Origin of the sequence: Moorena sp. SIO3B2, assembly GCF_010692525.1 — a bacterium.
Taxonomy (GTDB): Bacteria; Cyanobacteriota; Cyanobacteriia; order Cyanobacteriales; family Coleofasciculaceae; genus Moorena; species Moorena producens.
The window spans coordinates 18,721-36,237 of record NZ_JAAHHE010000049.1 but is presented as its reverse complement, the minus strand read 5'-3'; the positions used below and the strand labels follow the sequence as shown (position 1 = coordinate 36,237).

The 17,517-nt window shown below is 43.1% G+C and carries 13 protein-coding genes; 8 read left to right on the top strand and 5 right to left on the bottom strand.

The annotated features are described in order from the left end of the window. Nucleotides 1-186: 186 nt before the first annotated feature. Entirely contained in the window at nucleotides 187-1,419 is a 1,233-nt protein-coding gene (locus F6K38_RS14230) for a glycosyltransferase family 39 protein (protein WP_287356789.1), read from the top strand. Nucleotides 1,420-1,486: 67 nt separating this feature from the next. Further along, nucleotides 1,487-3,349, top strand: coding sequence for an apolipoprotein N-acyltransferase (gene lnt, locus F6K38_RS14225; protein WP_287356791.1), 1,863 nt, complete (start codon nucleotides 1,487-1,489; stop codon nucleotides 3,347-3,349). Between the two features lie 69 nt (nucleotides 3,350-3,418). Here lnt and F6K38_RS14220 read toward each other — a convergent pair whose 3' ends face one another. Genes F6K38_RS14220 through F6K38_RS14200 form a run of 5 tightly spaced genes read right to left on the bottom strand, consistent with a single transcriptional unit; the run spans nucleotide 3,419 to nucleotide 5,922 of the window. Beyond that, nucleotides 3,419-4,075, bottom strand: coding sequence for a YqiA/YcfP family alpha/beta fold hydrolase (locus tag F6K38_RS14220; RefSeq protein ID WP_287356787.1), 657 nt, complete (start codon nucleotides 4,073-4,075; stop codon nucleotides 3,419-3,421). A gap of 24 nt (nucleotides 4,076-4,099) precedes the next feature. Then, nucleotides 4,100-4,564 (bottom strand): Spy/CpxP family protein refolding chaperone, encoded by a 465-nt coding sequence (locus F6K38_RS14215; protein WP_287257179.1) that lies wholly within the window; start codon nucleotides 4,562-4,564, stop codon nucleotides 4,100-4,102. A 26-nt stretch (nucleotides 4,565-4,590) separates the two neighbouring features. Further along, nucleotides 4,591-4,923 (bottom strand): hypothetical protein, encoded by a 333-nt coding sequence (locus F6K38_RS14210; protein ID WP_287356785.1) that lies wholly within the window; start codon nucleotides 4,921-4,923, stop codon nucleotides 4,591-4,593. Nucleotides 4,924-4,972: 49 nt separating this feature from the next. Beyond that, a complete protein-coding gene (locus tag F6K38_RS14205) occupies nucleotides 4,973-5,308 on the bottom strand; it encodes a hypothetical protein (RefSeq protein WP_287254807.1) in 336 nt (111 codons plus the stop codon). Then, nucleotides 5,305-5,922: a sigma-70 family RNA polymerase sigma factor gene (locus tag F6K38_RS14200; RefSeq protein WP_044492254.1), complete on the bottom strand. Its 618-nt coding sequence runs from the start codon at nucleotides 5,920-5,922 to the stop codon at nucleotides 5,305-5,307. The genes F6K38_RS14205 and F6K38_RS14200 overlap by 4 nt, the downstream gene beginning before the upstream one ends. A gap of 625 nt (nucleotides 5,923-6,547) precedes the next feature. Here F6K38_RS14200 and F6K38_RS14195 point away from each other — a divergent pair. The 6 genes from F6K38_RS14195 to F6K38_RS14170 all read left to right on the top strand — a co-directional run bounded on the left by F6K38_RS14195 (nucleotide 6,548) and on the right by F6K38_RS14170 (nucleotide 17,060). Then, nucleotides 6,548-8,863: a GumC family protein gene (locus F6K38_RS14195; RefSeq protein WP_008179479.1), complete on the top strand. Its 2,316-nt coding sequence runs from the start codon at nucleotides 6,548-6,550 to the stop codon at nucleotides 8,861-8,863. A gap of 558 nt (nucleotides 8,864-9,421) precedes the next feature. Further along, complete coding sequence (locus tag F6K38_RS14190) at nucleotides 9,422-11,095, top strand: alkaline phosphatase family protein (RefSeq protein ID WP_287356783.1); 1,674 nt, start codon at nucleotides 9,422-9,424, stop codon at nucleotides 11,093-11,095. A 563-nt stretch (nucleotides 11,096-11,658) separates the two neighbouring features. Continuing rightward, nucleotides 11,659-12,906: an O-antigen ligase family protein gene (locus F6K38_RS14185; RefSeq protein ID WP_287356781.1), complete on the top strand. Its 1,248-nt coding sequence runs from the start codon at nucleotides 11,659-11,661 to the stop codon at nucleotides 12,904-12,906. Further along, the gene (locus F6K38_RS14180) at nucleotides 12,903-13,997 is read left to right on the top strand and encodes a glycosyltransferase family 2 protein (protein WP_287254051.1); all 1,095 of its coding nucleotides are present in this window, start codon (nucleotides 12,903-12,905) and stop codon (nucleotides 13,995-13,997) included. Before F6K38_RS14185 ends, F6K38_RS14180 begins: the two co-directional genes overlap by 4 nt. A 617-nt stretch (nucleotides 13,998-14,614) precedes the next feature. Next, a complete protein-coding gene (locus tag F6K38_RS14175; RefSeq protein WP_287356779.1) occupies nucleotides 14,615-15,505 on the top strand; it encodes a sulfotransferase domain-containing protein in 891 nt (296 codons plus the stop codon). A gap of 250 nt (nucleotides 15,506-15,755) precedes the next feature. Next, nucleotides 15,756-17,060: an oligosaccharide flippase family protein gene (locus F6K38_RS14170; protein ID WP_008179467.1), complete on the top strand. Its 1,305-nt coding sequence runs from the start codon at nucleotides 15,756-15,758 to the stop codon at nucleotides 17,058-17,060. Nucleotides 17,061-17,517 lie beyond the last annotated feature (457 nt).

The window sequence follows — 17,517 nt, the reverse complement described above, 5'->3', positions numbered from 1 at the left end:
CACCGGAACAGGGAGTAGGGAATATGGCATCAAAATTATCTCAATTCCTACACGGATTGCTATTTCCCCTAATGCTCAAAACTAAATTCACAGAATACTAGGATTGCGCTCACAATCCCTAATTTGATTTAACTAATATTAGTTAAATAATACTACTTAACTAATTTGAATTAACTGTCCATCACCATGAAACTGAATACACCAGCACTTGGAATAAGAGCAAATTGGCTCGAGAAGTGGATGCCGATCGGCTTAATTTTACTAGTCGCTACTGGGTTGTACATCTATCAACTCGGCACAGAGAGCTTATGGTACGATGAACTATTTAGCATTAACAAAACCCAGAGTGGGATATCACTGCCTCCCAAGAATCTGACACGTCCCTTTTATTTCATGATTCTCTACATTTGGATGCAGTTTAGCACTAGCACCGTTTGGTTGCGTGGGCTATCTGTGATTTTTGGACTAGGCAGTATCTTCCTAATCTACCTGCTGGGTCGTCGCTTAGCAGGAAAGCCAGTTGGCTTGATTGCCGCCCTCTTACTAACCCTCTCACCTCTGTTTATCAACCATGCCCAAGAGGTAAGGATGTACACCCTAATCCCCTTCTTAAGTTTAGGGGGTACCTTGGCTCTAGCTCATGCCCTTGAAAATCCCAGGTTTGCTGCCATCAACTGGTGGGCTGTGGCCAGGTTTCTAGCCCTGGTGACTACTCCCGTTAGTGTGACCTTGTTTGTGCCAGATCTGGTATTAATTGGATGGCAGTTCCGTAATCAAAAGCGCCGATTATTTGCCTTTGGAATCAGGCTGCTGCTGATTGGGAGTTGTTGGCTTCCTTTGGTATCAGCAGTTAATGAGTCTTCCACTAAATTCCTCAAAGGTTGGGTTACACAGTACCCAAAACCCAACATTATCTTAATTATCTCTGAAGTCACCCACTTGACAGCTTTTTGGCCATTGAGACACTTACTAGGGTCAGGCATCAGTGCCAACGACCTGATGAAACAGCTCAATCAGCAGTCTATCATGGACTGGCTTGTAGAGCATGTGTTAACGTCAAATCTTGTACCTTTGCTATATTACATGGCATATACAGCCATGGCAATCGGCTTGCTTGCGATCGCTCTATTGAGCAGGCACCCCTCAACAAAACTCTGGTGGATTAAAGTGTGGGCATTATTACCTGCCGGATCTATCTTATTGATATCCTATGTTTCCAGTTCCATATGGAAAGCTCGCTATCTACTAATTGTATCCCCCTATTTCTTAATTCTTCTAGCAGCAGGCTTGATGAAAGTTTGGCGTTGGCAACGTCAGGTAGCTGTTTTAGTAACTCTGCTCTACGCTATAGCAGTGGGTAGTGGTCTAGTGCATTACTACACAACCTTGTATCGTGTAGCAGGTGGTGCGCCAACTTGAGATTTTATTTATATAGTTCATTTTGTCTATACATCGTTTACTATTACCATTAATAGGTGGCATCCTGATGGGACTGACACCATCACCAACAGAAGCTTGGCCCCTAGCGTGGATTGCCCTAGTGCCTCTATGGTTCATAGTAGTCAGGGGTCAGAGTATTCGTGGCAATGCTTTATCTGGTCTGATCTGGGGTATCGGTTATCATGGCTTAGCTCTATCTTGGATTACTGGTATTCACCCGATGGACTGGATGGGGGTACCATGGCTAGCTAGTATTGCGATCGCATTATTCTGCTGGATATTCATTACCCTGTGGGGAGCACTCCTAGTAGCTGTCTGGGCCATAGGAATCTCTATAACTCAATCAATTACAGCAAGTTTCGCCCCCCTAGCCCCCCAACTTTGCGGTGCGACCCGTGGCGAATTTAATTCGCCAACGGAAAGCGCACTGGAGGGGGAAATTGAGTTAAAGTCCCCCAGAATTGGGGGATTTAGGGGGCTTGCAGCTAAAGGTAGTGAGGTCAATTCATCTGAAAACCGCTGTAAATTCCCATCCACCAAAGCTACACAACAACGTGATCTAAATCCTGATCTAAATCGTGATCTAAATCTCCCTACCCCCACTCAAAACTATGTTCTTTTAACCTCCTGCTTGCGGGTTCTAATCGGTACAGGCTTGTGGTGTGGCATAGAAACCCTGCGGAGTATGAGTCCCCTGTACTGGTCTTCCTTATCCTATACCCAAAGTCCCCATAACCTGATAATTTTGCACCTCGGTCAATTATCCGGTCCAATAACAGTTACAGCAGCTATTGTCGCCGTCAATGGTTTAATAGCTGAAAGCGCATTAAAGGTTAGTAGTTTTAAAGTTAGCAGGTTGAACGTTGGCAGGTTGAACGTTGAAAGTGATCACAACAACCTACCCTACGGTAACGCCAAGGGCGAACAATATTCGACTCCTAAAAACCTCCAACATTCAACCCTTTTGGGTATAGCAATCGGATTATTAATCAGCTTACATCTGCTGGGATGGTTACTGTATAGTAAACCGATTGAGCAATCAAAGGATTCTGCTATTAAAGTCGGTATTATTCAAGGAAACATCCCCAATGAAATCAAACTTTACTCCGCTGGCTGGCAGCGTGCTATAAAAGGTTACACTACTGGATACCAGACATTGGCAGATCAAAAGGTAGACGCAGTGCTAACTCCTGAAACTGCCTTACCTTTTCTTTGGGAAGAACAGGTTCGCACTCGTAGTTCTTTCTACTCAGCAATATTAGATAAAGGGGTATTAGTTTGGGTAGGAGGCTATGGGCAAATCGGGCGTAGCCTTACCAATAGTTTGTTTACTGTCACCGGTACTGGTGAGACCTTCAGCCGTTACGATAAGGTCAAATTAGTGCCCTTAGGAGAATATATTCCTTTTGAAGAATTCCTAGGACGTTTAATTGACCGATTATCCCCTCTTGATGCTCACTTAGCCGCAGGTAAACCTGACCAATTATTAGAAACGCCCTTTGGTCAAGCGGTGGTAGGAATTTGTTATGAGTCAGCTTTTGCCGAGCACTTCCGCTATCAAGCTGCCGCTGGTGGGCAGTTTATTATCACTGCATCCAATAATGCCCATTACAGTAATACTATGCCTGCCCAGCACCATGCTCAAGATGTAATGCGCTCCATTGAAACAGATAGGTGGACAGTTAGAGCAACCAATACCGGCTATTCCGGTATTGTAGACCCCCATGGCAAAACAGTATGGCTATCGGGGATTAATACCTATGAGTTGCACGCAGATACGATTTATCGACGACAAACTCAGACGTTGTATGTGCAGTGGGGGAATTGGTTGACTCCGGTGTTATTAGGGTTAGGGGGAATTGGTTGGTTGGTGTTGGGTTGGTTTGGAGTTAGTGTTGGGTTGGAGTAGCTCACCCCTGAACCGACTAACCTACCCGACAAGGGACGCCAAAGGCGAACAACCGACTAACCCTCAATCCTAAATACTACAAAATTCCCGAACTGCTGCCCAAATCAACGCCATCACGTCCCGCAAACCATGTTCGCGTAGCGGCTCCAAAGGAGCATCGCTATGCAATTCAATCAATTCCACCCAAGGGCGGGTACTGGCATAATCACGACTCGCCATGATAGGAATCACCTCATCATCGCACCCATGTAAAATCCGAGTAGGTACTTGTCGCCCTAGCTCCAAACCCTCATAATGACGGGCATCTTCTACAAACTGGTAGTGCAAGGGCAGCGTTCGCTGTTCTCGATAATGGTAAATATCTAGATATCCCTCGTTCCGCCACTGATAGAGCTGTTCTGCTTCTAATTTGGGCAACCAATGGCCAAGGAAGCCAAATGCTGGTGCTAGTAGAACCAATCTTTTGATTTGTGGATTGTTTTGTGCTAAGTGTGCAGCGGTAAAAGCACCCAAACTAGAGCCGATTAACGTGACTGGTGTTCCATCTAAGGGCAGTAATGCTGCCACTTGACTAATCTGGCGACTTATTGTTAAATGATTAAAGTCATCTTGATTAAGGTCAGGAATGGTTAGAGAGACATTGAGGCGAGCAAAAGCTTTTTGTAGATACACCGCCTTGGCTGACTCAGGGCTAGAGGCAAAACCGTGTAGATAAATAAATCTCAAAATCCTTGTCCTTTGTGGTTCTCCCTAATCTGATAGAAGGTTTTGCTGGCGGCGCTGTCTCATGAATTGAGCAAACTGGATGCGTTGTTCAGGAGTCATCACCTCTCGCATCTGCAACATACTCTCAAGGTGTAACTTTCCTAGCTGCTGGTTCAATAGTTGAACCTGTTGGTATTGAGTGCGGATAGTTTGTGTGTCAGCTGTACCCACCATCAACTCACCTAATTTATGCTTCGCTTGACTCACTTGCTGGCGAAGATCTATAATGGATTCTTCATACTCCAGCTTAATGGCTTTCAGCTGCTGCCTTTGCACCTGGTTAAGATTGAGTTGCCTCATTAACCTACTATGCCTACTCGATTTTGGGTGTTGTTGACCCTCGGGGCTGGGAATCAATTGAGAGGTTACAGGGTTGGAATTAGCTACAGCAGTGCAGCCAGTCAGGGTAACCATGAGAATTGACAAAACATAACCTGGACGTAACAGCATGGAAGTTACCTATAAATGTCTTTAATTTAAAGTTTGTAAGAAATATTGAAGGTTGTTCCCGTAGCGTGGCCGAAAGGCCAAGGTTGAAAGTTGAAAGTTGAAAGTTGAAAGTTGAAAGTTGAAAGTTGAAAGTTGAAGGTGGGTTGAAGGTTGAAGGTTGAAGGTTGAAGGTTGAAGGTTGAAGGTTGAAGGTTGAAGGTTGAAGGTTGAAGGTTGAAGGCTGAAGGTGGGTTGAAGGTTGAAGGTGGGTTGAAGGTTGAAGGTGGGTTGAAGGTTGAAGGTGGGTTGAAGGTTGAAGGGAAAAAAAACACTTTTCCCTTGCCATAGCCTAGGCTAGAGCAAACCTTTTGACAGGTCAAACCTTATCCTCTATAGGTGATCCTGAGGTGATGGTTCCTACTATTTCATTTATTGTCCAGTATTGGCTAAGATCATCCAATCAGCTGGTGGAGTATGAATGACATTGCTCACCGATGTCTCTCCCACAACTCCATGCCAATTTTTCTCTAAGAAAGCTTCTAGAGTGGTTAAATTGTGGGTGCGGTAACCACTCCAAGCCATCAGTAAACCAACAGCGATCGCTGAGGGAAGCAACCAAAGCTCTGGTTTACGAGTAGGCGGTGGGGATTTAGCGATCGCATTGATAACTCGTTCCTCCAAGTCAAATGCTGCTGGTGGAGGACTAGGTCGATGTTGGCGCAGAAATGCTTGCCATTGTTGGTCATCAGGTTGAAACTGAGTCATGGCATCTCTCCTTGTTGTTGGATGATATATTTCCGTAGGGAAGTTCGAGCGTGGAAAAGACGAGACTTAACCGTTCCGAGAGCTATGCCCAAAATTTTAGCAACTTCCTTTTGTGGCAAATCCTCTAAATCATGTAGCACCAGCACAGCACGATGGTTCAAGCTCAGCTGTTGCATACCTTGTTGAATAATGTCCTGATAGTGCAACTGCATCAGATCAGGAGTGTAGGAGGATTTGGCATTTTTGAGGGGTAGATCAGCTGTGTCCTCTGGAAGTTGAAGGTTGAAGGCACGTTGCCGTTGCAATTTGCCCCGCTGATCCGATGCCACATTCCAGCAGATGCGGTAAAGCCAGGTGGAGAACTGTGAAGGTTGCCGTAGTTTTGGTAAGCCTTTCCAAACTCGTAGGAACACCTCTTGTACTAAATCATCAAGAGCATAAGCACCACATAGCTGATAGATAGTTGACCTGACGCGCTGCTGATAGCGTCGGTATAGTTGGCGAAAACTCTGCTGGTTCCCCTGTTGGCACTGCAATACCAACTCTGTGTCTGTGCTGGTTGTTTTTGCAGCAGCAGAATCTTCTTTGGAAGCCTGGGCTGATCTGACTGACAACTCTGGGTTCTCCCTCACCGCTTTGTTTTCCGATGTTATTTAGACTCACTGGCCAACAGAATGGTTCAATCTGGTAAAAGTTTAGCCAGAAATGGAGCCAGCGGGGGTAGGGTGACCGTAAGCATTCAGCTATCAGCGTGTCGCGTATCAGCTAATGCCCACGCTACACCGAACAGCCAAAGGCCTGTGGCCACGCTACACCGAACACTTTATGCCCATAGCGCACGCTGTCTTGATCCAAAGCGCGAGTGGGGGAAACCCCCGTGAGGCCACTGCATCGCTACTGTTCGCGCAGCACCTCAAGTAGCGCAATCGGTGTTTTTGAATAAAATAAGCTGACGGCTGATGGCTGACGGCTGATGGCTGACGGCTGACCGGGTTTGGGTTAAGTCAGAAGATAGAAGACTCAACAGCTCTAGGGATTGCTGGTCTTACTGACACAACAATCGGTCGCAAAACCCTACCCCCGTTGGCCCGATACCCGACACCCGGTCAGCCCCTTAACTTTCTTATGTTCACAAGAATCACGGAAAATTTGCATATATTTACCAACTCTTTAATGTCGAGTGACTTTTGATATGATTAAATTTTATTAGTATTTCCATATATAGGTTGCATCTAACCGATGGCAGGGTTGGTAGCTAATTCGCACCAATACCAAAAATTATTTTATTGTGCAATCTACCTAGGGGGAGCCCCTGAAGAACTTATGGAGTCTAGAAGTTCTATAGATCTCGATCTTAGCCAATACAAACTGCTATTGAAACGTCGTTGGCTGCCAGCAGTTGCTATTTTCCTATTTACAGTTATCTCAGCTGCCTGGTCTACCTTGTTTCTCAAGCCTTCCTATGAAGCTGAAGGAAAACTACTGTTTAAGATAGACCGAACCGCTTTCTTGACTGGGTTGGGGGAGGAAATTGACCAGTTACGCCCTCTGGTTGATGCCCAGAACCCTCTGAGTACTGAAGTTGAGGTGATTTACTCCCACCCGCTTCTGCAACAGATCATTGATCAACTCAACCTCACTGATAACGAAGGTCTACCTTTGCAACCGGAAGCCCTCAAAAGAAAGCTCACTGTCAAAATTGTGGGTGGCACCGATGTGGTTAGGCTTTCCTACAAGGGTAAGAACTCAGAAAAAGGGGCTGCGGTGATCAATCAATTAATGAGGCTTTATATAGAGAATCAGATCCTATCCAAAAAGTCGGAAGCAGCAAAAGCCCGTGAGTTTATTACTAACCAACTTCCTCAAAGTGAAGCCAATGTCAGGCAAGCAGAAGCTGCTCTACGGCAATTTAAGGAACGCAATCAGGTTGTATCCCTCACAGAAGAAGCCCGGTCTTTGGTAGCGGTGATGGCTGACTTAGACAGCCAAATTACTACAGTTCAAGCTCAACTTGAAGAAGCCAATGCCCAAGCTGCTGGCTTGAGAAACCAGGTCGGTCTTAATCCCCAGCAAGCAATTGCTATCAGTGCTCTGAGTCAGTCTACTTCAGTACAGGGCGTACTCCAAGAACTGCAAGAGGTTGAGCGGCAATTAGCGGTTTCGAAAAATCGTTACGGTAAAAATCACCCGATCATGATTCGGCTCACCAAGCAGCAACGCTCCCTCAGAGGTCATTTACAACAGCAGATTAATCAAATACTAGGCTCTCAAAGTCTGGCTGGTACTCAGATACAAATTACTCAAGGGCTTTTAGAAGTTGACCAGCTCAAACAAAAACTGATTAACGATTTTATTGAATCAGAAGTCAAACGTCAAAGTTTAGCAGAAGGATTATCAACTCTTGCTAAGGCTAGAATTGCCTATGAACAACGGGTAAATGTTCTTCCTCGGTTGGAGCAAACTCAGCAGCAGCTCGAACAACGAGTCCAAGCTGCCCGCTTGACCTATGAAACCCTGTTGAAAAATCTCAATGAATTAAAGGTCGCAGAAAACCAAGATACCGCTAATGCTCGCATCATTGAGCCAGCAATAGTCCCTAAAAAGCCCTTAGGTGATAAGAAAATAAAGGTGTTGGCTCTAGGGGTGATGTTGGGGGTCACACTGGCCACGACTGCTGTCTTGCTCTTGGAAATGAGAGACCGCTCTATAAAAACTCTCAAAGAAGTCAAGCAGTTGTTAAGATATCCTGTGCTAGGGGTGATTCCAGTTTTCAAGCACAAGAAGCTCTCCCGTCGTCGGGATGACCTATTTTTCGGAGGGGAATTGCCCGTAACAGAGCAGCCTCATTCCATGGTGAGTGAAGTCTACCGAATGATTCAAGCGAATCTGAAATTTCTCAGGTCTGATCACCCACTTAAAGTTATTGTAGTCACTAGCTCCGTTTCCAAGGAAGGCAAATCTACGGTATCAGCAAACTTGGCCGCTGCTATGGCTCAACTGGGGCGTCGGGTTTTGCTGATTGATTCCGATATGCGTCACCCCTGTCAGCATTATATTTGGCAAGTAATGAATGTGGCTGGTTTGAGCCAGGTACTGATTGGTGAAGTGCCTCTAGAGCTTGCCATCTGTAAAGCCATGGAAAATCTTGATGTTCTCACCGCTGGGGTAATGCCTCCTAATCCTTTGGCACTCCTGGATTCAAAGCAAATGGCTTCCCTGATTCAGGAATGTTCAACCCAATATGACTTTGTGATTATTGATGCCCCACCCTTACTTCTGACTGCTGATGCCCTTTGCTTAAGTCCAATGACTGATGGCATGTTGTTGGTGGCTCGACCAGGTGTGCTGGATTTCGCTAATGCTAATGTGGCTAAACAAATGTTAGATAGTTCCGGTCAGACGGTTTTGGGTTTGGTGGCTAATGGTGTCATTCAAAAAGATGAATCCATTGGTTACTTTTACCAGTCACAGGAATACTTCCATTATGGCTCAGTAAGAAGATTGGTACAGCGTCAAGCCCAGACTAAAAAAACCTCGAATGTTTCCCGGAGATGATTCAAAACTATGAATTATGACTACTCGCTATTCCCTAGAAGCAAACACTATAAATTAAGGATTTAATCCCCGGGATTATTCCAGTCTATAAATAGAAGAAACCAAGATTTTTTTATTAATTACTAAATAACGAATTAAATTATGATATGAATATAGTGATAAATTAAGCATTATTAATAATATATCAAATCCGGTTAATCAATTTCCCAACAAAATATAGCACTACGCATTCAGTTTAGGACATTCCTAAACTCCGAAACTTAGTCATAGTTTACTTTTAGGTGCGACCCGTGGCGAATTTAATTCGCCGAACGCGCCCCGCGTCTCCTACGGAGAACGGAAAGCGCACCTTTGACTTCTGACTTCTAAATTCTGACTTGCCCGTAGCGCTATAGGATGTTTGGGAATAGGTAATTACTAATCGGTAATCCTAAACTAGATAATCATCAACTACCAATTTACCGATTAATCATATGATGATTATTCAAGCCGAGATTCTCTTATGGATTAGCTTTACTTTTATCTAAAAAACTACATAAAAGTTATCTAAAAACTACGATGAAAACCCCTGTAATTGCTATTGGACTGGATGCAGCTGACCCGCTATTGTTGGAGAATTGGATGTCCCAAGGACATCTGAAGACCCTCAACAAAATACGGCAACAAGGAATCTATGGTCGCCTGAACAATACCGTTAACTACAACAAGAAGACAGTTGAATTTTCCTCCACTGAACCCTTGTGGGTGATGTTTTCTACCGGTTGTTTACCAGATAAAACCGGTTTTTGGGATACGATAAAATTTTATCCAGACACTTATAAATTAGTCTGCGACAAAATTTATAGTGGATACGATTATAAAGAATATAATCCCTTTTATGCCTTAGGGTATGACTACCGGGTTGCTGCCTTTGATGTACCAGTATCAGCACTTTCAGATCAAATTAATGGCTTACAAATTTTGGGTTGGGGGGGACATTATCCCTTTGTGCCAAGCCATTCCCAACCGCCGGAATTATTGCCGAATATTATTGCCCAATACGGCAAAAACCCAGTGCTCCATAAAGATAATGGTCGCTGGTGGGATCCAGTTTATTTTAAATGGATTCAGGAAGCTCTAAAAACAAGTATCTCCACCCGCTCAGAGATTTGTCGGGATTTACTTCAGCGTGAACAGTGGGACTTGTTCGTGACCGCTTTCGGTGAAACTCACAGTGCTGGTCATGACCTGTGGGATCGCAGCCAACCAGATCACCAGCTCTACCCTTACCAGAGCAAAAAGAATGGTAAGGGTGGAGACCCGATGCTGAAAATCTTTGAAGCGGTGGATGATGCGATCGCAAAAATTATCGCTGCTGCCCCTAAAGATGCCTATATCTTGTGTTTCGCAGTTCATGGCATGGCTGCCAATGTTACCGACTTGATGAGCATGATGTTCCTGCCAGAATTGGTCTATCGGTATAACTTCCCTGGCAAATATGCCATTACTCCCAGCAAAATCGGAGTCACTCCCCCACCACCAATTACTCGTCCAATCCGCAACTCTTGGCCAGGGGAAGTATGGCGACAGATTTATGAACCCAATCCCATTAAGCAGTTGTTCAACACCTGGACCCATAAAGCCTTTTTACAATCTGGGCAGCACGGTTTACTCTCTCCTTATCCCCTCATGAAGCACAGAGTGCAATTGGGTTGGATGCCAGCTACTCTATATACTCCCCTGTGGCCGAAGATGAAAGCCTTTGCTTTACCCGCCTTTGCTGATGGACATATTCGCATCAACCTCAAAGGACGGGAACGAGATGGTATTGTTGAGCTTTCCGAGTATGATGCTCTGTGCGATAACCTAACAGACTTCCTTTATCGCCTTACCGATGGCAGGACAGGAGAACCATTAGTTAAACAAGTAGTGCGCACCCGTAACGTAGCCACAGATGATAACCCCAAACTGCCAGATGCTGACTTAGTAGTCGTATGGCACGAGTGTCCCACAGATGTAGTAGATAGTCCTGATGTGGGACGCATTGGTCCAATTACCTATAATCGTCCTGGTGGTCACCGAGCCAGAGGCTTTTTGATGGCAAGCGGACCAGGAATAACCCCAGGTTCTAGTTTGCCAGAGGCTCATCCTGTAGATATAGCCCCAACCATCTTGAGGTTGATGGGAGCACCGATTCCCGACTACTTTGATGGCAAATCTCTACTTAGTCCAACTTTATCCATCTCAGCCTGACATATAAATCAACCCTAGGGATAGGGTTTAATTTCCCTATCTGGGTAATTCCTGAGCCTCTTAGATTCAGCAGGGTTAAGAGTGTAGATGCACTCTTAGCTGGCCAGATAATACTAACTTGAAACAATGTCATCCATTTCATTCATTGCCTTAGTTCGCAACTATAGGATTAACCCATGTGAATCAGACAATTGCAGATTTAGATCAGGTTTTGTATACAGGTTATCTATGCACTAACACAATTTTTGCCTAAAGTCAGCTTTTGTAGAAAATAATCACTGCTTAATATCAAGTTCAGGAGTATGTTCACGAGCATTAGTACTCTTAGGTTAGGGTTTACCCAAAACCTGTGAAGTCAAGCAATATCAGAGTGTTGAAATTCCATAATTGCGCCGCACCTTGCCTATTCCTTAACCAGCAAGCTTGCTACGGTTATATTAGTACTTTTATTATACCACAAAGACGCCTCCAAACATGATATATGTTCTGAAGTAGTAAATTTTTGCATATAACATTATGACTACAATATTAAACCTATAATTTTTCACTATAAACCAGGGTTCATGAGAAAAATTTTGGCATTTTTTGAACCGATTTTCACTACTGTTTCCTTGGTGCTCTATTCAGGAGGAGTACTCACTGTAATTTTATCAGGAGGCAGAAGTGAGGGGGATGTCATACAAGAATTTGATTCCTCCCTCAGTAGATTGCTGTTCGTATTAATTTATCTCGTTACCTTTTTCCTCCTAACACTACGGTGGAAAAAGGTACTTTATGTCCTCAGTAAAGATAGGTGGCTGAGTCTGTTGGTGGGGATAGCAGTAGTATCTGTTTTCTGGTCTTCTGAACCAACAACGACTATCAACCGTGCTGTTGCCCTAATTGGCACAACCTTGTTTGGTGTTTACCTCGCCAGTCGCTACACCATGAAAGAACAGCTAGAAATGCTGGGTTGGGCGTTCGGAGTAGCAATATTGCTCAGTTTTCTGTTTATTGTGGCTCTGCCGAAATACGGGATTATGGGGGGAGTTCATGCTGGAACTTGGCGAGGAATCTACGTCCATAAAAATGTTCTTGGCAAAGTAATGGTGCCCAGTGCAGTCGTATTTTTGCTCCTAGCTATTCGGGGCAAAAAAAATAATTTACTGTTGTGGGGGGGGTTTGGCTTTGCCGTAATTCTTTTACTATTTACAACTTCAAAAACTGCACTGGTTAGTCTTATAATTATGTTCTTATCTCTATATCTATACCGGATGTTACGGTGGCGATATTACTTACTGATTCCGGCTATATTTGCCATGACAACATTCGGAGGCAGCGTCTTAATCTGGTTGCTAGATAATGCAGACGCTTTGCTAGGTGCAATCGGTAAAGATGCTACCTTAACCGGTCGTACAAAGCTATGGCCCTTCGTGTTGGACATGATTGAGAAACAGCCGTGGTTCGGTTATGGCTATGGTTCATTCTGGAATGGCTTGAATGGTGAATCTGCCTATGTCTGGCGTGCAGTATTGTGGCCAGCTCCCAACGCCCACAACGGCTTGCTCGACCTATGGCTAGCTTTAGGAATCTTGGGAGTATTAATCTACCTAATTGGATTTAGTTTTAGTTTACTAAGAGCTATTGCTTGGCTTCGTGTAAGTAAAACATCAGAGAATCTCTGGCCATTATTGTTATTAACCTATACCGTGTTAGCCAATATCACAGAGACATCAGTGATGATACAAAACAATATCTTTTGGGTGCTATACACATCTGTAGCTCTTTCGGTGCTTATTCCATTAGAGCGACAACAAAACCTATTGAAATGAACGAAAACTTTCAGTTATTAGTCAGCATTGTCATCAACAACTACAATTATGGTCAGTTTCTACCTCAAGCGATTGACAGTAGCCTGAGTCAGACTTATCCAAATACAGAAGTAATTGTGGTGGATGATGAGTCCACTGACAACTCTCAGGAGATTATCACTAGCTACGGTGACCAAATTATTCCTATCCTCAAGAAAAATGGTGGGCAAGCATCGGCGCTCAATGCCGGTTTTTATGTCAGCCGTGGGGAGATTGTAATTTTTTTAGATGCTGATGATTACTTATTCCCTAATGCGGTGTCCGAAGTGGTCGCCGTTTGGAAACCAGGGGTAGTCCAGGTGCAATATCGTTTAGAGTTGGTCAATGCCCTTAGTGAATTTATTGGTATCCATCCAGCTCCAGACATAACATTTGATAGTGGCACCGTTTGGCCAATTTTGTTGGAGAAGGGAAAGTACAGCAGTACTGTAACCAGTGGCAATAGTTTTGCACGGTCAGCACTAGCTCAAATTTTTCCTATACCCGAATCTGATTTTACCATAGCTGCTGATGGTTATCTAGTCACCCTGAACCCATTTTATGGGCAAGTGGTATCGATTGAAAAACCCCTTGGGGCATACCGACAACATGGGAAGAATTTGTGGGCTTTTTCTAAGGGAACCATTCCCATTGAACGGTTTCGTCGGTCTATCAACCATGATTTTATCAAGTATAACTATTTAGTAAGCAAGGCGACTGAGTTCGGCTATCACGTATGCCCGGATTTGAGCTTTCGTGACCCCAATCATTTGATTCACCGTATCGCTTCTTTACGACTAGATCCTCACCATCATCCTTTTGCTTCTGATTCCCCTGTAGTCTTAGCTTACAAAGGATATTGCTCAATCTGGAAATATTCTAAATTTAATTGGAAAAAGAAGCTACTCTGGAGTCATTGGTTCCTGTGGGTAGGACTAATGCCCTATAGTCTTGTAAAACCAGTAATTTATTGGCCCCTTAGTTCAGCATCTCGTCCTAAAATTATTCTCTGGCTAGCAAAAATAATCCGCAGAGTTATACGCATCTTGACTTATCAACAAGTTACGGATTAACTCCTCAGGGTAAACGCATCGAAATTTGTATCAAAACTTACAGTTAAAAAGTAAACAATAGTATCAAAAATCTAGAATCACCCTGGTTATTATCAATAAGCCCAATTTCTTCTCAATTATTGGCCGTGTTATCCAAGGTCGATTTGAGAGTACTCTACATTCTGGTTGCGTACGCAAATCCGACTTTGATTTTTGTTCAAAGTCAACGAATTTTCCGCTGACTTTGAACAAAAAAACTGATTTAGGATGGGATTTATGGGAATTTACCCAAAAAATTGAGTTAATGATATTTTTGTCTGTTACCATTTATACCAAATTAGATGCGTTTACCCTGATTAACTCCTGGTTAATATATCTTAAATAATTGGTAGGAGCTGGGTAGTAATAATTACCCAAAAGTATACTAGTTAATAGTCTTATATAATAAGGTCATGATTTCTTACTCAAATTATTCTCTAGTTAGGGAAAATAATCCGTATTAATACCTAAATTTGCGTAGAGATAATCAGCTAAATTACTTAGGATAATCAGCAATATAGTCAATTGTTTTATAGATTTTAATCTAGGTATAATTAACAACGGCGAAATAGCAGTTCGATATTACGAGACAGTTTTTAGTGACTTTACCGAACTTTTTAATCATTGGAGCCCAAAAGGCTGGAACTACCTGGTTAGCCCATAATCTCAGGGAACATCCTGAGGTATTTATACCTGGAAATGAGATTCATTACTTTAATAAGACCTATAATCTCAATCAAGGTATTGAATGGTATAAAAACCATTTTGCTGATGTTAATGGAGAAAAAGTTATTGGAGAAAAAACTCCTAATTACTTATGGATCGATCCATTGCCTGATGCCCAGGGTAAAGTCTACTATGACCCCCTCGAAGAAATTCCCTATTCCCATCGGCTGATCTACGAAACATTGCCTGAAGCAAAGCTTATTGTAGTCCTAAGAAATCCAGTTGAACGAGCCATTGCTGCTATAAATCACTTTATCAAAAATGGAGCTATATCTCTCAATGATGACCTTGATGAACTATTAGTTGGTGATCAACAACCCCTAGTTGAGCGCTATGGCATCATCGACATGGGACGATATTATCGCCAACTGCAAGGCTACTATGACTACTTCGATCCTAAGCAAATGCTAATTCTAGTCTTTGAAGAAGACATTGCTCAAAACTCAGACGATTCTCTGAAAAAAGTTTGTGAATTCCTTGAGATAGATTCTTCCTTTGATTTTAGTAAAAAGTCTAAAAAAGTCCATAAAAGCACTAGTTCACCAATTGCTCGTTATCTCGGAACCCGTTTCCCATTTATGCGTGGCTTGATTAATCGTGTTGATCAGCGCTTACCCTTACAACACCAAAAGCTTCGACCCAGTCCATCAGCGATTCAAAAACTCTACACTATCTATGCCAATGACAATCAAAAGCTCTTCAAATTATTAAGGCGGGAGATATCGGCATGGCACAGCAAAGAATTAGTGGGATTAAGCAGCTAGTCAGCCTAAGGGTGAGGATAATAAAAAATTAGCCATATAAGTAGGGATAAATCAGATAATATATAAGTTGCCTTCAGAGATATTATGATGCTAACTTTTAGAGTAATATCTTCGATGGCAACTTGGTATAAGTCATACCAATAATTCGCTGATTGTCTTCTTAGTCTGGGTAATCAGAGATGATTTTCGATCAGTTACCAACTTGGCAGATAATCCTGGCAGCAAAAAGGTATGATCCAAACTACTTGATATGAATTTTCAATCCCTCAAATCCAGGCTCATTGGCATATTTCAGAAATCCCTAGTACGTAACACCTTGTGGATGCTATTGGCTAAATTTCTGAAGATGATTGTCCAAGCGGCCTATTTCGTGATTATTGCTCGTACCCTCGGTGCTCAACAGTATGGTCTGTTTGCTAGTTTGACGGCTTTAGCGGCGATTATATCACCTTTTGCTACCTGGGGTAGTGGAGATGTTTTAATTAAAAATGTCTCTAGAAACCGAGCCTTATTCAAGGAATACTGGGGCAATGCGCTGTTGATGGTTTTTACCTCTAGTTTGGTGCTAATTGCCTTAGTTATGCTTATAGCTCCAGCTATTTTACCTCAAGGAACGTCGCCCCTGCTAATATTTTTGGTATTTTTGTCTGACTTACTCTTTTTGAAAATTTTAGCCACCGCTGGTCAGGCATTTATCGCGGTCAGTCAGCTTAAGCACACCGCCCAGATTCATTTTTTACTCAGTCTAAAAAACTTAGTGGCAACACTTTGTTTTGTCAGCTTCTTTCAGACATCAGATATTGTAGTTTGGGCAGCTTTATATCTGGCTAGTACAGCAATAGCAGCTGGGGTTGGATTTCTGATGGTACATCGGATGTTAGGAACTCCTAAATTGGCAATATCAAAGATCAAGCCGGAGATGCTTCAGGGATTCTACTTTTCTGTCAACCTTTGTGCTGAAACGGTTAACAACAATGTAGATAAAACCATGCTGGCGCGTCTTTCTACATTACAAGCTACAGGTATATATGCTGCTGCATACCGTTTAATTGATGTGGCATTTGTCCCTGTACAATCTCTGTTAGCCGCTTCCTATGCCAAGTTTTTTCAGAAGGGAGCCGCTGGCATCCGGGGAAGTCTCAATCTGGCCAAGCGTCTATCACCAATTGCTGGTATGTACGGAATAGCTGCTGGTATCGGGTTGTTTATCTCGGCTCCAATGGTACCCTACATCATAGGTGAAGACTATAGTGAGGTAGTCAATGCCTTACGTTGGTTAGCACCGATACCGTTTTTTAAAGCCATGCAGTTTTTTGCGGCGGACACCCTAACTGGTGCTGGATTTCAAGGGTTGCGTAGTAGCATACAAGTAACGGCAGCTCTGTTGAACTTTTCGTTAAACCTTTGGTTAATTCCTCTGTATTCATGGAAGGGAGCTGCCTGGTCAAGTTTAACCTCAGATTCCTTGAGGATGCTCAGCTTATGGCTATTAGTGTTTGTCTTATATCGGCAAGAGGTGACTAGAAGCAAGCGCCTTCAAGAATCGGAACATTAATCTTTATCCCCTTTCTCTAAGAGGGATGCAACATAACATTCTTGGGTAATTGCTCATAGCTAATTGCTCATGGGTAATCGGTAATCGGATCACCATTACTCATGACCTTGGCTGATTTTTACAAAAAATTTGCTGTTACTTAGGATGAAATTTCACTTTCTTTAATAAAGCTTTACATAATTTTTACGGATATTCTCTTACAATCAACTAGAGCTAGCAATAAGTCTCTGGCAAAGCCAATCAGCACGTTGCCTTGCTTTTAATTCCTACCTCGGACTTCTAACTAAAGTCTGGGTAAAATGCTATTGCTCGTGCTTTTGACAAATCTCGTAAGGAATCAAAGATAGCCAGTGATCAACTAGACCGCCCTACTATGGCAGGTAGGAGTTAGGTGAATACTTAGTCTACAAGACTTTGCCTACTCCTGTTCATCAAGTAGTTCCTCCAGTGACTCTAA

What these genes read in the sequence shown, in the direction of transcription:
- F6K38_RS14230 (WP_287356789.1), top strand. Translation starts at nt 187, where the DNA reads ATGAAACTGAATACACCAGCACTTGGAATAAGAGCAAATTGGCTCGAG.
- lnt (WP_287356791.1), top strand. Translation starts at nt 1,487, where the DNA reads ATGGGACTGACACCATCACCAACAGAAGCTTGGCCCCTAGCGTGGATT.
- F6K38_RS14215 (WP_287257179.1), bottom strand. Translation starts at nt 4,564, where the DNA reads ATGCTGTTACGTCCAGGTTATGTTTTGTCAATTCTCATGGTTACCCTG.
- F6K38_RS14205 (WP_287254807.1), bottom strand. Translation starts at nt 5,308, where the DNA reads ATGACTCAGTTTCAACCTGATGACCAACAATGGCAAGCATTTCTGCGC.
- F6K38_RS14195 (WP_008179479.1), top strand. Translation starts at nt 6,548, where the DNA reads ATGGCAGGGTTGGTAGCTAATTCGCACCAATACCAAAAATTATTTTAT.
- F6K38_RS14190 (WP_287356783.1), top strand. Translation starts at nt 9,422, where the DNA reads ATGAAAACCCCTGTAATTGCTATTGGACTGGATGCAGCTGACCCGCTA.
- F6K38_RS14185 (WP_287356781.1), top strand. Translation starts at nt 11,659, where the DNA reads ATGAGAAAAATTTTGGCATTTTTTGAACCGATTTTCACTACTGTTTCC.
- F6K38_RS14180 (WP_287254051.1), top strand. Translation starts at nt 12,903, where the DNA reads ATGAACGAAAACTTTCAGTTATTAGTCAGCATTGTCATCAACAACTAC.
- F6K38_RS14170 (WP_008179467.1), top strand. Translation starts at nt 15,756, where the DNA reads ATGAATTTTCAATCCCTCAAATCCAGGCTCATTGGCATATTTCAGAAA.